This is a genomic window from Roseibium sp. SCP14, from assembly GCF_040329475.1.
In the GTDB taxonomy this organism is placed as follows: domain Bacteria; phylum Pseudomonadota; class Alphaproteobacteria; order Rhizobiales; family Stappiaceae; genus Roseibium.
This window is the reverse complement of the sequence record NZ_JBDZYH010000006.1, coordinates 168,692-182,716: the sequence shown is the minus strand read 5'-3', so window position 1 is coordinate 182,716 and position 14,025 is coordinate 168,692. Positions and strand designations below refer to the sequence as shown.

The 14,025-nt window shown below is 57.0% G+C and carries 15 protein-coding genes; 10 read left to right on the top strand and 5 right to left on the bottom strand.

Going from position 1 to position 14,025, the window contains the following annotated elements:
• Positions 1–17: 17 nt before the first annotated feature.
• A complete protein-coding gene (locus tag ABLQ08_RS23730; protein ID WP_352947330.1) occupies positions 18–989 on the bottom strand; it encodes an endonuclease/exonuclease/phosphatase family protein in 972 nt (323 codons plus the stop codon).
• Positions 990–1,085: 96 nt separating this feature from the next.
• On the opposite strand from ABLQ08_RS23730, the gene ABLQ08_RS23725 reads away from it, so the two are divergent.
• Entirely contained in the window at positions 1,086–1,484 is a 399-nt protein-coding gene (locus ABLQ08_RS23725; RefSeq protein ID WP_352947328.1) for a YchJ family protein, read from the top strand.
• Positions 1,485–1,571: 87 nt separating this feature from the next.
• Here the strand turns inward: ABLQ08_RS23725 and ABLQ08_RS23720 are convergent, their stop codons facing one another.
• The gene (locus ABLQ08_RS23720) at positions 1,572–2,339 is read right to left on the bottom strand and encodes an SDR family NAD(P)-dependent oxidoreductase (protein WP_352947325.1); all 768 of its coding nucleotides are present in this window, start codon (positions 2,337–2,339) and stop codon (positions 1,572–1,574) included.
• A gap of 104 nt (positions 2,340–2,443) precedes the next feature.
• Here ABLQ08_RS23720 and ABLQ08_RS23715 point away from each other — a divergent pair, with 104 nt between their 5' ends.
• The 8 genes from ABLQ08_RS23715 (at position 2,444) to ABLQ08_RS23680 (ending at position 10,432) form a co-directional block, all read left to right on the top strand.
• Complete coding sequence (locus ABLQ08_RS23715) at positions 2,444–3,019, top strand: TetR/AcrR family transcriptional regulator (protein WP_352947323.1); 576 nt, start codon at positions 2,444–2,446, stop codon at positions 3,017–3,019.
• A 462-nt stretch (positions 3,020–3,481) separates the two neighbouring features.
• On the top strand, positions 3,482–3,631 hold the full coding sequence (locus ABLQ08_RS23710; RefSeq protein WP_352947320.1) for a hypothetical protein: 150 nt from the start codon (positions 3,482–3,484) through the stop codon (positions 3,629–3,631).
• Positions 3,632–4,129: 498 nt separating this feature from the next.
• On the top strand, positions 4,130–5,062 hold the full coding sequence (locus tag ABLQ08_RS23705; RefSeq protein ID WP_352947317.1) for an ABC transporter substrate-binding protein: 933 nt from the start codon (positions 4,130–4,132) through the stop codon (positions 5,060–5,062).
• On the top strand, positions 5,059–6,060 hold the full coding sequence (locus tag ABLQ08_RS23700; RefSeq protein ID WP_352947315.1) for a FecCD family ABC transporter permease: 1,002 nt from the start codon (positions 5,059–5,061) through the stop codon (positions 6,058–6,060). Before ABLQ08_RS23705 ends, ABLQ08_RS23700 begins: the two co-directional genes overlap by 4 nt.
• Positions 6,060–7,049: a FecCD family ABC transporter permease gene (locus tag ABLQ08_RS23695; RefSeq protein WP_352947313.1), complete on the top strand. Its 990-nt coding sequence runs from the start codon at positions 6,060–6,062 to the stop codon at positions 7,047–7,049. The genes ABLQ08_RS23700 and ABLQ08_RS23695 overlap by 1 nt, the downstream gene beginning before the upstream one ends.
• The gene (locus ABLQ08_RS23690) at positions 7,046–7,810 is read left to right on the top strand and encodes an ABC transporter ATP-binding protein (protein ID WP_352947311.1); all 765 of its coding nucleotides are present in this window, start codon (positions 7,046–7,048) and stop codon (positions 7,808–7,810) included. The genes ABLQ08_RS23695 and ABLQ08_RS23690 overlap by 4 nt, the downstream gene beginning before the upstream one ends.
• Before the next feature lie 107 nt (positions 7,811–7,917).
• Positions 7,918–9,312 (top strand): lipopolysaccharide biosynthesis protein, encoded by a 1,395-nt coding sequence (locus ABLQ08_RS23685; protein ID WP_352947309.1) that lies wholly within the window; start codon positions 7,918–7,920, stop codon positions 9,310–9,312.
• Complete coding sequence (locus ABLQ08_RS23680) at positions 9,302–10,432, top strand: GNAT family N-acetyltransferase (protein WP_352947307.1); 1,131 nt, start codon at positions 9,302–9,304, stop codon at positions 10,430–10,432. Before ABLQ08_RS23685 ends, ABLQ08_RS23680 begins: the two co-directional genes overlap by 11 nt.
• A gap of 19 nt (positions 10,433–10,451) precedes the next feature.
• On the opposite strand, the gene ABLQ08_RS23675 is transcribed toward ABLQ08_RS23680, so the two are convergent.
• The 3 genes from ABLQ08_RS23675 to ABLQ08_RS23665 form a co-directional block, all read right to left on the bottom strand.
• Positions 10,452–12,089: an AMP-binding protein gene (locus ABLQ08_RS23675; RefSeq protein ID WP_352947304.1), complete on the bottom strand. Its 1,638-nt coding sequence runs from the start codon at positions 12,087–12,089 to the stop codon at positions 10,452–10,454.
• A gap of 76 nt (positions 12,090–12,165) precedes the next feature.
• Entirely contained in the window at positions 12,166–13,089 is a 924-nt protein-coding gene (gene xerD, locus ABLQ08_RS23670) for a site-specific tyrosine recombinase XerD (RefSeq protein WP_352947303.1), read from the bottom strand.
• An 8-nt stretch (positions 13,090–13,097) separates the two neighbouring features.
• Positions 13,098–13,241 (bottom strand): hypothetical protein, encoded by a 144-nt coding sequence (locus ABLQ08_RS23665; RefSeq protein ID WP_352947300.1) that lies wholly within the window; start codon positions 13,239–13,241, stop codon positions 13,098–13,100.
• A gap of 130 nt (positions 13,242–13,371) precedes the next feature.
• On the opposite strand from ABLQ08_RS23665, the gene ABLQ08_RS23660 reads away from it, so the two are divergent.
• Positions 13,372–14,019, top strand: coding sequence for a shikimate kinase (locus ABLQ08_RS23660; RefSeq protein WP_352947297.1), 648 nt, complete (start codon positions 13,372–13,374; stop codon positions 14,017–14,019).
• Positions 14,020–14,025 lie beyond the last annotated feature (6 nt).

Genomic DNA, 14,025 nt, shown 5'->3' with positions numbered 1-14,025 from the left:
CGACCACTACAAACTGGCTACAGGTCGAATTCAGCGCGCATTGCGGCGTGATATGATCCTGCGTAATCGCTGCTGCCGGCGTCGAAAACTTCATCGGGCAGTTCGTAGTTGAACACTTTCACGCTCAAGGTCTTGTCCGTGACTTCGGCGCTCGCAAGGATATGATCCAGTGCTTGTCCCTTGCCCCTGTGAATGACTGTCTTGCGCCGATCTGGCGGCAAGGAGGCATCCAGCTGAAACAGGCGTCGGTTTGCCATATCCGGTGAGCCGGTGTCATCAGGGTCGGCGCGCAACAGCCTGAGCGTGCCGGTTTCACCCGTCGCGTTGAAGTCTCCCGTCACCACAATCTGTGCATTTTCGTCCTCGTCGAACAGGGCTTCGACAGCGATGCGCAGTTCCAGGGCCTGGGAAATCTGTTTGAGAACCGAAAGCTGATAGCCTTCCGCCCAGGCTGACAGGCTCTTCCAGTAGCGGTCCTCGTTTTTGCCTCCGCGTATCATCGCGGCGATCGGTGCCCGCAAGTGAACCACGAACAGATGAAGGGGTCTTTCTCCGCCCAAGTCGATTTCTGTCTTCAGGATGGGGCGTTCGTATTCAATTCCCTGAGGTTCGTCATAGGCCGGTTCCGCAGTTTTCGGTTGCCATTTCGGTGCGTTGGCATGGTGCTGGAACAGGCTGTCGTGGTTCTTGATCGGATACCGGGACAGCACCACGAGATTGTGCCTCTGGCCCGGGCCTTTGCCCGGTTCGCGTTCACTCGCAGCGCAGTAATAGTCCTGGTACGGTGTGTCGTGCAGCAACAGATCCAGCGCTTGAAACTGGCGTTGTGAAGCACCCCTGAGTTTTTGCGCGTTGACTTCCTGCAGACACAGAATGTCGGCTTCCAGTTCCAGGATCTTCGGGCGCAGGGCGGCAAGGCGCGGTCTCAAGGCCGCCATGTCGAAGCGATCAGAGCCGAAGGATTCCATGTTGAATGTCGCCAGTTTCATGCCACCGCCCGCTTAAGCCAATTGTTAAAGAGAACCATAGCGTTGGGAGAGGCCAAGTGGTAGAGAGCGCGCAAGACTTGATCGCAGGAGGAGCAAATGTCCGATGAAACCTGCCCGTGCGGCAGTGGTGCGGCGTACGGCGTTTGTTGCCAACCTTACCTCCAGGGAGACAGTTTGCCGAAAACAGCCGAAGCCCTGATGCGATCGCGCTACAGTGCCTATGTGCGCGAAAACATCTCCTACCTGAAGGACACGCTTTGGCCGAAATATCAGGACGGTTTCGACATCGCCGCAACCGCCAGATGGGCAGCCGAGAACCATTGGGCCGGACTGACTGTCCTCAAAGCGGAAAAAGGCGCTGAGGGCGACCGGGATGGCACAGTCCTTTTTGAAGCAAAGTATCTGTCCGGCGGAAAACTCAATACGCATCGCGAGCTCAGTCGCTTTCGCAAGAAAGCCGGCCGCTGGTATTACGTGGAAGCACTGTCGGAATAGTCTTTTTCCGCAACACCAGAATGCGATGGGGCCGCAGAAATACACACGGCCCCGCGTATTTGTTTGAAGCTGTCTGCTTCGGTGGGCCTAATTCCTGCCGGCCATAACGCCGCCATCGACATCCCAGATCGCCCCTGTGACCCAATCGGCCTCTTCGGACAGGAGAAAATCGATCGTGGCTGCCACATCGTCCGGTCTTCCGATCCTGCCTACCGGATGGAATGCGTCAAAGCCTTCATGGAGAGTTTTCGAGATTTGGTCTTCCGGAATGAAGGCGCCGTAGATCGGCGTTTCGACGACCGCAGGTGCCACCGCATTGACGCGGATGCCCTTTTCGCCGAGTTCCATGGCCAGGTGCTGCGTCAGGGCATGAAGGCCTGCCTTGGCCATTGAATACGCTGAAGAGGGCGTCGCCTTGACTGCCTGATGCGCCCACATGGATCCGAGATTGACGATTGAACCTTTGCCGGTGTTGCTCATGTTTCGCACAACGGCCTGCGTGATCTGGAAGGTTCCCCGATTGAACGCATGATAGAGATCGAAGTCATAACCGGTGTGATCCAGAAACGGTTTCGGGCTGAAGTAGCCCGCAGCATTGACCAGATAACCGATCGGTCGGTCCAGATTTTCTATCCGCTCTACGAGGATCTCAACACTTTCTTTGTCTGTGACGTCGGCCTGCCACACTTCGACGGCAGCCCCGTAAGCGGTTTCCAGTTCCTTTTGAGCTGACGCCAGCTTATCCGCGTTCCGCCCGATCAGGATGAGCGGGGTTCCCCGTCTGGCGAGCCTGTGTGCAGTTGCCAGACCCATCCCTGAAGTTCCACCTTGAATGATTGCAATCGAATTGGTCATTTGCGGTCTCCATTTATCTATCTACTGATAGGTAGATTTAACTTGCGAGATATTGGTGTTGAGAAAATTGATGTCAACCCCTATCTATCAGTTGATAGACAAGGATGACCGAATTGCCCCAATCAAACGCAGAAACGGAAACGAAAATTCTGGATCTGGCCGAGCGGTTGATCCGTCAAAACGGCTACAACGGTTTCAGTTTCCGTGAGATCGCCTCAGGTGTGGGGGTGAAAAGCTCCAGTGTTCACTACTACTTTCCCACCAAGGCCGATCTTGGAGCGAAGGTTGCTCGCCGATATGCTGATCGATTTCTTGAGGCCCTCGGAGACCCGGAAGACAGTCCTTCCCTAGCACAGGATTTGCTGACCAGGCTTCACGATGCCTTTGCAAAGGCACTGGGACAGGACGGGCAGATGTGCCTGTGCGGCGTTCTGGCGGCAGAGGCTACAGGTTTGCCGGCTTCCGTTGCAGAGGAAGCGAAAGGTTTCTTCGATCGGGCAGAGAACTGGCTTCGCACCAGCTTGTCCCAAACAGACTGGGGTGAAGGGCGTCCGGCAAAGGAGATTGAACGACAGAGCCTGGCAGTGCTGGCGCAGTTGGAAGGCGGTCTGCTGATTGCTCGTGTCCAGGGACGTCCGGAACTCTTTGACCTGATGAAGCCCCAAATCCCGGGGGGGTAAAAATATCCGGTCCCTGCGCAAGGCGGCGGAGGCAGGGACCGGATCAATTGGCGGACAGAAGGGGAGGCAGCCCTCAGCGCCCGCGAGGCGAATTTCAAACTGTCAGTCCAGTCCCGTGACCAGATACGAATGCGAAGTGGCCGGAAATCGAGAATCAAATTCATCTGTTCTTGTTTTGTTCCAGAATTCTACAGAGGTGTCAAGCTTTGGGCGGTCTTGAGATAGATTTGAGTTTTGTTTGCGGCCTGCCAAGAGTTTGGGTGTTGTCTCGAAGTCAAAATTGGTAGAGCAAACAGTTTATTGAGTTTGGGAGGCCTTTGTTCCAAATCAATAAATTTAGATATCGAATAAACTCAATATTTTACTAATATTTGTAACATGAAAAATAGTTAATTTGCAGTCTTTCTGGTTGTGGTGGCATTTTATACTTCAAATAGTGCTTCTATCGAATAGGAGGAGGACATGTTGCGGAAGTATGCAGACCGGCACATGGAAGAGCTTCATAGGGAAATCACGACACTTTCCACCCGTTGGGAGAAGTTGACGGACAGGGAAAAGGACAGGTTGCGGAAACTTGAGAATTCCTACCGTTTCTGGCGTCAGTTCCTGTAACGCGTAAAGTTCCTGGTCTGGTCCTGACTACCGGGCATGTCCCAAAATGAAGGATGTCGGACAGAGGTCGCGGTCAGCACTTGCGCTGCCGGCCTCTGTTTTTGTGAAACGCCGCGCCTATGAATGCCGCAAAAGGTCACAGCAGCCTGGAGACGGTGAAAAGAGCGCAGTCGGAAAAGAACTTGGTTCAGGCTGCCTTTCTCCAGATCAGTTCTTTGTTTCTTGCCAGGAACGCCAGCTTTTCAGTCGGGACCACGCCACTTTGCGCCGATTTCCAAAACTTGACACTCTCGCTCATAAATAATACCGCTGCGCACAGCCATTCAGCTCACTGACGATACCTGCTTCCCGCAGGCCACTCGCGGAGCCGAAAAGCCAGTTTCGAGGACGATTCAGCAACATAGGTTCTGCTGAAGACGTTCGGGGTCTTGCCCTGACTATTTCATCGAAAATGATCGATTTTGAAGGTCCGGGCCTATCGGGAAACGGGTGGCTTTGATGATTTGCAGACGTTTTTTTCTTTCTCTTGCGGCTTCCTTGCTTGCACTGAGCCCATTGCCGGCACTGGCTGCCGACATCAAGCATGAGCTGGGAACGACCAAGGTGCCGGACGCACCACAAAGAGTGGTCGTGCTGGAGTTCAGTTTTGTCGACGCGCTCGCAGCGCTCGCCGTGGTTCCGGTCGGCATTGCCGATGACAACAAGCGTGAAAACATCATTCCGGAGTACGCAGCCGTTTTCGGAGAAAGCTGGCAGTCGGTTGGAACCCGAAAGACGCCGAGCCTCGAAGTCATTGCATCGCTTCAGCCGGATCTGATCATCGCTGACAAGACCAGACATGAAGCTGCTTACGATACGCTTTCGCAAATCGCGCCGACAATTGTACTCGACAGTCTGGGTGGTGACTATCATGACGCAGTCGACCAGATGTCGGTGATCGGTGCGGCTCTGGGACAACCGGCCAAGGCAGCGCAGCGGGTTGCCGAGCACAAGGAAAAAATGGCTGGGTACGACCGGGAGATAAACAAGGCGAGCAAGGGCGTCAGCGCACAGTTCGGCGTTGCCAATGCCAAAGGCCTGTGGCTTCACAGCCCGGTTTCCTACAACGGCTCTTTGCTGAAGATGTTCGGTTTTTCTTCCAACATGACGCCTTCAGAGGGTGAGGTCTACGAAACGACTTATGTTCCGACCACCCTTGAACAGCTGTCGGTTGTCAATCCGGATATCCTCATCCTGGGCAAATACGTTGACCCGGCCTTTACGGACGGTTGGGCTGGAGAAACCCTTTATGAGGGTCTGACAGCGGTCAAGAACAACAACGTCTTCTATGTCACAGCGCATAATTGGTCGCGTTTGCGGGGGCTTCTGGCGGCGGAACTGACTGCGCAGGACCTGCTTGAAATCATTTCCGAGACGTCTGCCAAGAAATGACGAGCGAAGGTCTGGCGCGCAATTCGGGAGGCGGCATCTTTTTACCGCTTCTCTTTCTGGCCTGCTGTGTCAGTGCCTACGCGTCGCTCTCGACGGGCGGGCGGTCTGATGTCGGCATCTGGGGTCTTTTTGAAGATGGAGGCACAGGTGCTGCCGTAATGCAGGACATCCGTGCGCCACGTACCCTTGTTGCTCTGTGTCTCGGCGTGAATCTGGGGCTGGCGGGACTGATCTTGCAAGCTATTACCCGAAACGCACTGGCGTCCCCCGCTATACTCGGCATCAATCAAGGGGCGGCCCTGGGGCTTGCGCTGGGCCTTGTTTTCCCGGCACTCGGGGCAGTCCTTGATCTGAAGGCGCTGTCGATCGCCGGTGCCTTTCTTGCCGGCTTGATCAGTTTCGGGATTGCCGGTGGTTTCGGCGGGCGTCTTGACAGTTTGCGCCTTGTCCTGGGCGGGGTCGCCGTTGGTGCTTTTGCCTACGCTCTGGTTCGTTTCACCTTCACATTGGAAGATGATGTGGCCCGGCAGGTATTGCGCTGGACGGTCGGCAACATCACCGATGTGCGCATGAATGAAGTCCGGTCCATCGCGGGCTGGAGCGCCGGTGGATTGATTGCAACCGCTCTTCTTGCACACAGGCTCAATCTCATGGCGCTGGGCGAAGCTCAGGCCACAGGACTGGGTGCTGATCCGCGTTTTACGCTGCTTGCCGGTGCAATTGTTGCGGCCTGCCTGACAGGAACCGCCGTCGCCGTCGCGGGGCCGATTGCGTTTACCGGGCTTGTCGTGCCGCATATCTGCCGTTTGCTTCTTGGGTCGGATCATCGGCTTCTGGTCCCGGCAACGGCTTTGGCGGGAGCCGCACTGATGATGACGGCGGACGCTGCCTCCAAGTGGCTGACAGCCCCGATCGAAACGCCGGTCGGCGTGGTCGTGGCGCTGATCGGGGCTCCGTATTTCCTTTATCAGACGCTGTTTGCCAGGGGGCTGGACTAATGCGCCAGCCTGTTCTCTTTGCTTTTCTTGTCGTGGGGTTGACCTTCTCCGCCATCTGGTCTCTTTCGGCAGGTGCGGTTCCGATCTCCTGGCAGGTCATTGCGAACACCCTGTTTGACCTGGAAGGGCCGAAACAGGAGTTCATCGTCCTGAAATCGCGCTTGCCGCGCACATTTCTGGCGATGCTGACGGGTGGCTCGCTGGCGCTTTCGGGCGCGATCGTCCAGGCCCTTTTGCGCAACCCTCTCGCAAGCCCGAAGATCATCGGGATCAACTCCGGTGCCGCACTTGGCGTGTGTCTCATGGTTCTGATTCTGCCGGGTATCTCGCTTGCCTGGCTTCCTGTTGCTGCCGTTGTCGGCGGGATCGTTGCTGCTCTGGTGATCTACTTGGGCGCGGACCTGCGCGGCGCGTCTCCGGTGCGTCTTGCCCTGGTCGGAATCGCGGTCGGTTTTGTGTTCGATGCAGGGGTCGATTTCATTCTGGTGACCTCTTCCGATGCGCAGTTTTCCGCTCCGCTGATCTGGCTGACCGGGTCTCTTTGGGCAAGAGGCTGGACACATCTCAATCTTGTCTGGCCCTGGCTGGCGGCGCTGGCCGTTCTCGCAATGTTGCTCAGCTACTGGCTCGATCTGATACGCCTGGGAGAGACGGCAGCAACGGGATTGGGGCTCCGTGTGCGCGTTGCGCGCCTGATTCTTCTGAGCATCGCAGTACTGCTTGCCGCGCTTTCGGTCAGTGTTGTCGGGGTGCTGGGCTTCGTTGGACTGATGGCTCCTCATATCGCGCGAACCCTCGTGGGGGGGTCCCACAAGGTGATGATGCCGTGCGCCATGCTTGTGGGCATGTGGCTTGTTGTGCTGGCCGATGCCGCCGGACGGGCCATTGCGCCACCGGTGGAGGTCTCGGCGGGAGTGCTGACAGCGATGCTCGGGGCGCCGTTTTTCGTCTATGTCATGATCAGGGCGGGAAGGGCCGCGCGCGTATGAGCATTGAAGTGAAGAACCTGACCGGCGGTCAGGGCGCTTTCAAGTTGGGCCCGGTGAACCTGACCCTGGGCAAAGGCAAGTTGACTGCATTGATCGGACCAAACGGATGCGGCAAGTCCACGCTGCTGGGTCTTGTTGCGGGCGTTCTGCCGCTGAAGGGCGGCAGCGTAAGTATTGCGGGCCATGACCTTATCGCTACCCGCCGACGCAAACTGGCGCGGGAAATAACCGTCTTGCCGCAAAATCCAGTCGTGCCGCCGTCCATTTCCGTTGAGCAGCTGGTTCACTATGGCCGTGCGCCGCACCAGAACTTGCTGGGCATGCGCAGTTCAAAGGACAAGGCGATTGTTGCCGAGGCGATGCGCACTGCCGACATCTTCGACCTGCGCGAGCGGCATCTTTCAGATCTTTCCGGAGGTCAGCGCCAGCGGGCCTTCATCGCCATGGGGCTGGCTCAGGACACGCCTTACATTTTGCTGGACGAGCCAACATCCTTCCTCGACGTGCGCTATCAGTTTGACATTCTGGAACTCCTGAAATCTCTGACGCAGCCGGGTCGCACCTGTGTTGTCGTCCTGCACGACATCGCGCAGGCCGCGCGCTACGCTGACGTGCTGGTGGTCATGAAAGACGGGGTAATTGTCGAAGAAGGAGCCCCATCGCAGGTGATTTCCCCGGTTCTGTTGAACCAGGTCTACGGAATTGACGCACATGTCTATCCCGATCCAGTCAGCGGAACGCCGGTGATGACTTTGTCATAGCCCTTTGATCCGATCCTCCTTCACCAATCCGATGGGAAGGAGCCTGGCATAGAATATTAAGTCCCTCATGGCACAAGTGTCTTATGGCAACTGCAAGGGACTCTGACGTGCGTTTTACCGCCACTTCCTGGATGAGGCGCTTTCCAGGCGCCGACATACTGGCAAAGCGTTTGAAGGGATCAAGCGCGGATGGGAAGGCGGCCGGTCGAATGGCCGTATCGAGTTTTGCGGTTCGGGTTGCCGGAGCCGGCCTTGCTTATTTTTCACAGGTCATTCTGGCGCGCCTGATGGGAGCGCATGACTACGGCATTTATTCCGTTGCCTGGACGGTAGTCATCGTTCTTGGTGTGATCGCCTGCGGCGGATTTTCGACATCGGCCGGGCGGTTTCTGCCGCAATACCGGGAAACGGGAAATTTTGATGGCTTGCGGGGGTTCCTGCGGACAAGCCGACAGGCAGCTTTTCTTTTCGGAGCCGTGATTGCCGCGCTTGGAATGGGGTTGATATATCTGCTGCGGCCTATCATTGAACAGTATTATGTTCAGCCGCTGATGATCGTCCTGCTGGTTCTTCCCGTCTTTGCTGTCGGCCTGGTTCAGGACGGTATCGCCCGCAGCTACGACTGGCCCTTCATTGCAATGCTGCCGAATTTCATCTGGCGGCCGCTGGCAATTCTTGTGCTGCTTGTCTTTCTGGTCGTGGCCGGCTATCCGGCGACCGCACAGGTAACGGTCATCGTTGCGGTTCTGGCGACGGTTTCAACCGTGCTCTATCAGTACCTGCATCTCGGGAAACGACTGGCGAAAAAGGTGCCTTCCGGACCAGCCAGGTTCGAACTGAAAACCTGGCTGGCTGTCTCTCTCCCGTTGTTGATGGTGGACGGGTTTATTCAGCTGATCACGAGTGCGGACGTGATCATGATCAGTTTCTTTCAGAGCCCGGACGAGGTCGCGATCTATTTTGCGGCATCGCGCACACTTGCCCTGGTTCACTTTGTCTATTTTGCCGTTCGCGCGGCCTCCGCACATCGTTTCTCAAGTTTCACGCATAACAACGACGCAAAGGGTCTGTCTGCCTATACGAAGCAGGCAACTCACTGGACATTCTGGCCGTCATTGGCAGCCGGAGCAGGCCTTCTTGTGGTTGCTCCCCTACTTCTGCGGCTCTTCGGATCGGACTTCGAAAGTGGCTATCAACTGATAGCCGTCTTGATGATCGGCGTTCTCGCACGGGCCTCCGTCGGTCCAGCGGATGCGCTTTTGAGCATGACAGGGCATCAGAAGACCTGTGCCGGCATTTATGCGACGACTTTTGCAATCAACGTTCTGCTGAACCTGTTGTTGATTCCGGCTTTGGGGCTCATGGGAGCAGCGATTGCGACCAGCATCGCAATTATTTTTGAAGCGACAGCGCTTGCTCTTGCCGCCAAACGGAAGCTCAATGTCACAACATTTGTTTTGTCATTGCTTTTCTTACCCAGGGATCCTCAGGTTGACCATTGAAACCAAGACCGCTCCGACGCTTGAGGTCCACTCTCTGGATCCGCTAAGTGATCAGGTATCGGTCGGTGCCTGGCAGAGGTTGGGTGAGGCCGCTTTGGATACGAACCCGTTTTACGGTCCTGCCTTTCTGCGCGCGTTTCTGCAACATGTGCCTGGATATGCTGGGCGACTGATTGTGGTGAAAAACCCGGCAACAGATGACTGGTTGATGGCCGCACCGATACGCCACCATCGTCCAGGGTTTTTGCTCCCGGTCAGTTCAAGCCTGGCAACCGACTATGCTCCCTTGGGAACGCCTTTGCTCCACCCCGAAGCGAATGAGGATGTCATCAGTGCCTTTTTCCAGGAAGCCGCAGGTTGGCGGAAATTGCTGGCCTTGCCTTTTCTGCCGCTGTCCTCGGAGACCGCTCGACGGATTCAGTCCGTCGCTGGACTTCATTATGAAGTGACGGCGAAGACGGAGCGTGCATGTCATTTGGGCGGCGCCGATGGAGCGGCGCAATTGGACTCTGCTTTCAAGGGCAAGCGGCGGAAGGAGCTCCGCAGGCTGCTACGCAGACTTGGCGATGTTGGCCGGGTGAGGTTTGAACATCTGTCGGGCGGTGATGCAATTGAAGGCTTCGAGGCGTTTCTGCAGCTGGAGGCGGCGGGTTGGAAGGGACGTGTCGGCACTGCCCTTGTAAATCAGGACACCACTGCCGCGTTTGCCCGCAAGGCAATTGCCGGTCTGGCGGCGTCAAACAATGTGCGATTGGACCAGCTCTGGTCGGGAGACAGGCTGGTTGCGTCCATCGTCATGATCGAGCAGCGGGGCAACTCGTTCTCCTGGAAAATCGCCTATGACGAGGCCTTCTCCCGCTATTCTCCCGGTGTTCAGATCGCCATGCAGGCATTTCGGCAAAATCTCGATACGCCCGGTTTCAGATTTGCCGATTCCCTCGCCATTCCGGGACATTCGATGATCGAGCCACTGTGGAAGGGGCGCCTTGAAACCGGAACCTTGCTGATCGCGGATGGAACGCTTGGCAGAACGCTGCAAAGGCTGTGCAGTGCGGATATTGCTGCAAAGGAAGACCTTCGCCGCCGGGCACGGTTGATCAAGAAGCGCCTGTCTGCCTGAGCAGACCCACTAAAGCAATTCACGAAACGCCATGGTCAATTTTCGCCTGCTCGCGGAGTTTGCGGCGAATGACCTTGCCTGTAGTGGTCATCGGAAGTGCGTCGACAAACTCGATTTCGCGAGGGTATTCGTGCGCCGACAGCCGTTCGCGAACGAAGCTTCGGATGCTGTCTTCAAGCGCCTTGTCTGCCTGCTGGTCTTCCTTCAGAACCACATAGGCCTTGACAATTTCCGTACGCAAGGGATCGGGTTTGCCGACCGCAGCGGCAAGGGCGATGGCCGGATGCTTGATGAGGCAGTCTTCGATTTCACCTGGACCGATGCGGTAGCTTGCCGAAGTGATGATGTCATCGTCACGACCGACAAAATGTACATAACCGTCTTCGTCCATGAGCCCCTGGTCGCCGGTGATCATCCAATCGCCGATGAACTTGTCCCGGGTTGCTTCCGGTTTGTTCCAGTAGCGCAGGAACATGACCGGATCCGGTCGCTTGATGGCAATCTGCCCGAGTGTTTCCGGTGGTAGCGGAGTGCCGGTTTCGTCAAGAATGGCCACCTGGTGTCCGGGCGTTGCCTTGCCGATTGCACCGGATCGGGTCACGCCGATTTCAGCGGAGGATCCAAGCACCGCATTGCACTCCGTCTGGCCGTAGAACTCGTTGACCGCGAACCCGAATTCTTCGGCAAACCAGTCATAGGTTTCCCGCCCAAGCGATTCTCCGGCCGATCCGACACTGCGCCAGGTCAGATTGTAGCGGCTGCCGGGACGCTCGACCGTGCGCAGCATTTTCAGTGCCGTCGGTGGAATGAAGGCATTGCGGACTGCCTGTTTCTCAATCAGGTGAAAGGCAAATTCCGGATCGAATTTTTTCGAGGCGTAGGAAAGCACGGGGACGCCGAGCGACAGGGAGGGAAAGAGCGCGTTCAGAAGTCCGCCGGCCCAGGCCCAGTCCGCGGGCGTCCATAGAAGGTCGCCATCGCGGCCAAGAAAGTTCTGCGAAAGCTCAATGCCCGGCATATGCCCGAGCAGCACTCGATGTCCATGCAAAACGCCTTTCGGCTGTCCCGTCGTTCCGGATGTATAGATCATCAGAGCCGGATCATCGGGCGTTGACTTGAGGGTTCGAAACTCGTCAGACGCACGGATGACGAGCTCTTCAAAGGACAAGGCATCTCCTGACCGGTTCTCGATTGAGACGACGAGTTGCAACTCGTCCAGGTCATCCCGGATTTCGTCGAGCTTAGCCAGACCTGCATCGTCCGTTACAAGCACCTTTGCCCCGGAGTCCATCAGCCGGTATCGCAGCGCTTCCAGGCCGAAAAGTGCAGCCAAGGGAACAGCGATCGCGCCCAGCTTGTACGCGGCAATATGGGCTATTGCGGTCTGTGGTATCTGCGGCAGGAGAAGGGCGATCCTGTCACCACGCTGAACCCCGGCAGCCGCAAGCGCGTTGGCAAACCGGTTGGCGGCCCGGTTCAGCCGCCGATGGCTCCAGTCCTCGTGCGTGCCATCGGTCAGCACATGGCGAATTGCCAGGCGATCCGGGTCCTGCCTCACCCACCGGTCGCTGACTGCTTCGGCCATGTTGAAGGCAGCAGGCAGGGACCAACTGAAATTGGCAGTTAGCGTGTCGTAATCGCTGGCGGACGGCAGCATTGATGAATTCCGGTGCAGATTTTCAAGGCTGCGGAGTTTAGGAGGCTGATTGCTGCAGCGCAATAGAGTGGAGGTTTTACTTGTTGGCCAGAGGATGTGCGCTTTCTACCAGTTCACGCAGGCGCTCATCCAGGACATGGGTGTAAATTTGCGTTGTCGAAATATCCGCATGGCCCAGAAGCTGCTGCACCACGCGCAGATCGGCCCCGTTCTGGAGAAGGTGCGAGGCAAAGGCGTGGCGCAGCACATGAGGCGATACCTTTGCGGCATCGAGACCCGCAGCCCGCGCGAGGTCCTTCAGCTCCCGCGCGAAATGCTGCCTGGTCAGGTGTCCACTGTCTCCGTGTGAGGGAAAGAGCCAGGGGCTGTTTTCATAGGCACCTTCAGCTGAGCGCAAGCCGACATAGTCCTTCATTGCGACCTGGGCCGCATGGGAGAGCGGAACTAGGCGTTCCTTTCCGCCCTTCCCCTTGATTTCGATGAGCCTGGCATCTCGCAGAGCCGCGGTGACCGGCAGGGCAACAAGTTCGGAAACCCGCAAGCCGGTCGCGTAAAGCACTTCGATCAGTGTGTACATCCGCTGGACTCGAAGGCGGGTTGCCGCACTTTTCTGGGCCTTCAGCGTTTGTGCTCTAGCTGTTTCTATCAGAGTGTCGACATCATCAACCGAGAGAACCTTGGGCAGGCTGGCCCGTTTTTTGGGGGCGGACAGGGTGCGGGTCGGATCGTCCTCGCGGCTGCCTTCCGAATAGAGAAACTTGTAAAACTGTTTGAGGGCCGACAGCCGTCTGGCTTGTGAGGTTTCGGCAAATCCGCGTCGGGTCAGATCGCTCAGATAAGCCGATATGTCCTCCGAGCCGGCGGCAGAAAGCTTCTTCCTGCCGAGGAAGTCGGAGAAATCCTCCAGATCCCTGCGATAGCTTGCCAGGGTGTTTTCAGCAGCACCACGCTCGGCGGCAAGCATCTCCAGAAAATTTTCCAGGTCAAAGCCGGTTGCCATGAAACGCTCTAGCGGCCGAAGCCGTCTTTCTTTACCCGCACGGTGATTTCCCGTTCGCGCGGTTCGACAAAATTCGCCAGTGAATAGATCGCGCCATAGCCGAGTGCACCCAGCAGCAGCAGCACGAGTATCAGGCGGGTCAGGGTTGGCACGCAATGTCTCCAGACGGTGAATCGGAACTCGGATTGTTTCAACAAGCTGAGGAGGGTGCAAGACAAAGGATCTTGTTGTCGTCGCTCGTTCTCCCCGTGTCTTTTCCGGCGAATATGCTACAACGCCGCCATGACAGAAAACGACAAAACGCAGAACCACGAAGTGGACGCTCTTGCCGCAAGGGCCAAAACCGTCGATCTTGCCGGTGTGGTTAATGCCCTCGGGTCACGGTCGATTGTCCTGGTCGGGATCATGGGATGCGGCAAGTCGACAGTCGGCAAGAGGCTCGCGCAACGGCTTGGGCTTGAATTTATCGATGCCGATTCCGAAATTGAGCGTGCAGCCAACATGACTGTGTCAGAAATTTTCGCCGAGCACGGAGAGCCCTATTTCCGCAGCGGTGAAGAGCGCGTCATTGCCAGGTTGTTGGGCGAGGGGCCTCAGGTCTTGGCGACCGGCGGCGGCGCCTTCATGAGCGAGGCGACCCGCAACGAGATTGGCGAGCACGGAATTTCCCTCTGGCTCAAGGTGGATTTCGATACCGTCATGGCGCGTGTGCGCCGACGGTCGACGAGACCATTGCTGCAGAACCCCGATCCGGAAGGGACGATGAAAAAGCTGATGGCCGAGCGCGAGCCTGTTTATGCCAAGGCTGCTCTGACGGTCACGTCAAAGGACGTGCCGCACGAGTCGGTGGTCGACCAGATTGTCGTCACTCTCGCTGATTTTCTCTTCCACGACGAAGGCATCCATGCCTCGCAAACCCAGAATTCCTGATTTCAA

Bases quoted from the DNA above. Each gene is read 5' to 3' on its own strand.
- ABLQ08_RS23730 (WP_352947330.1), bottom strand. From the start codon at position 989: ATGAAACTGGCGACATTCAACATGGAATCCTTCGGCTCTGATCGCTTC.
- ABLQ08_RS23725 (WP_352947328.1), top strand. From the start codon at position 1,086: ATGTCCGATGAAACCTGCCCGTGCGGCAGTGGTGCGGCGTACGGCGTT.
- ABLQ08_RS23720 (WP_352947325.1), bottom strand. From the start codon at position 2,339: ATGACCAATTCGATTGCAATCATTCAAGGTGGAACTTCAGGGATGGGT.
- ABLQ08_RS23715 (WP_352947323.1), top strand. From the start codon at position 2,444: ATGACCGAATTGCCCCAATCAAACGCAGAAACGGAAACGAAAATTCTG.
- ABLQ08_RS23710 (WP_352947320.1), top strand. From the start codon at position 3,482: ATGTTGCGGAAGTATGCAGACCGGCACATGGAAGAGCTTCATAGGGAA.
- ABLQ08_RS23705 (WP_352947317.1), top strand. From the start codon at position 4,130: ATGATTTGCAGACGTTTTTTTCTTTCTCTTGCGGCTTCCTTGCTTGCA.
- ABLQ08_RS23700 (WP_352947315.1), top strand. From the start codon at position 5,059: ATGACGAGCGAAGGTCTGGCGCGCAATTCGGGAGGCGGCATCTTTTTA.
- ABLQ08_RS23695 (WP_352947313.1), top strand. From the start codon at position 6,060: ATGCGCCAGCCTGTTCTCTTTGCTTTTCTTGTCGTGGGGTTGACCTTC.
- ABLQ08_RS23690 (WP_352947311.1), top strand. From the start codon at position 7,046: ATGAGCATTGAAGTGAAGAACCTGACCGGCGGTCAGGGCGCTTTCAAG.
- ABLQ08_RS23675 (WP_352947304.1), bottom strand. From the start codon at position 12,089: ATGCTGCCGTCCGCCAGCGATTACGACACGCTAACTGCCAATTTCAGT.
- xerD (WP_352947303.1), bottom strand. From the start codon at position 13,089: ATGGCAACCGGCTTTGACCTGGAAAATTTTCTGGAGATGCTTGCCGCC.
- ABLQ08_RS23660 (WP_352947297.1), top strand. From the start codon at position 13,372: ATGACAGAAAACGACAAAACGCAGAACCACGAAGTGGACGCTCTTGCC.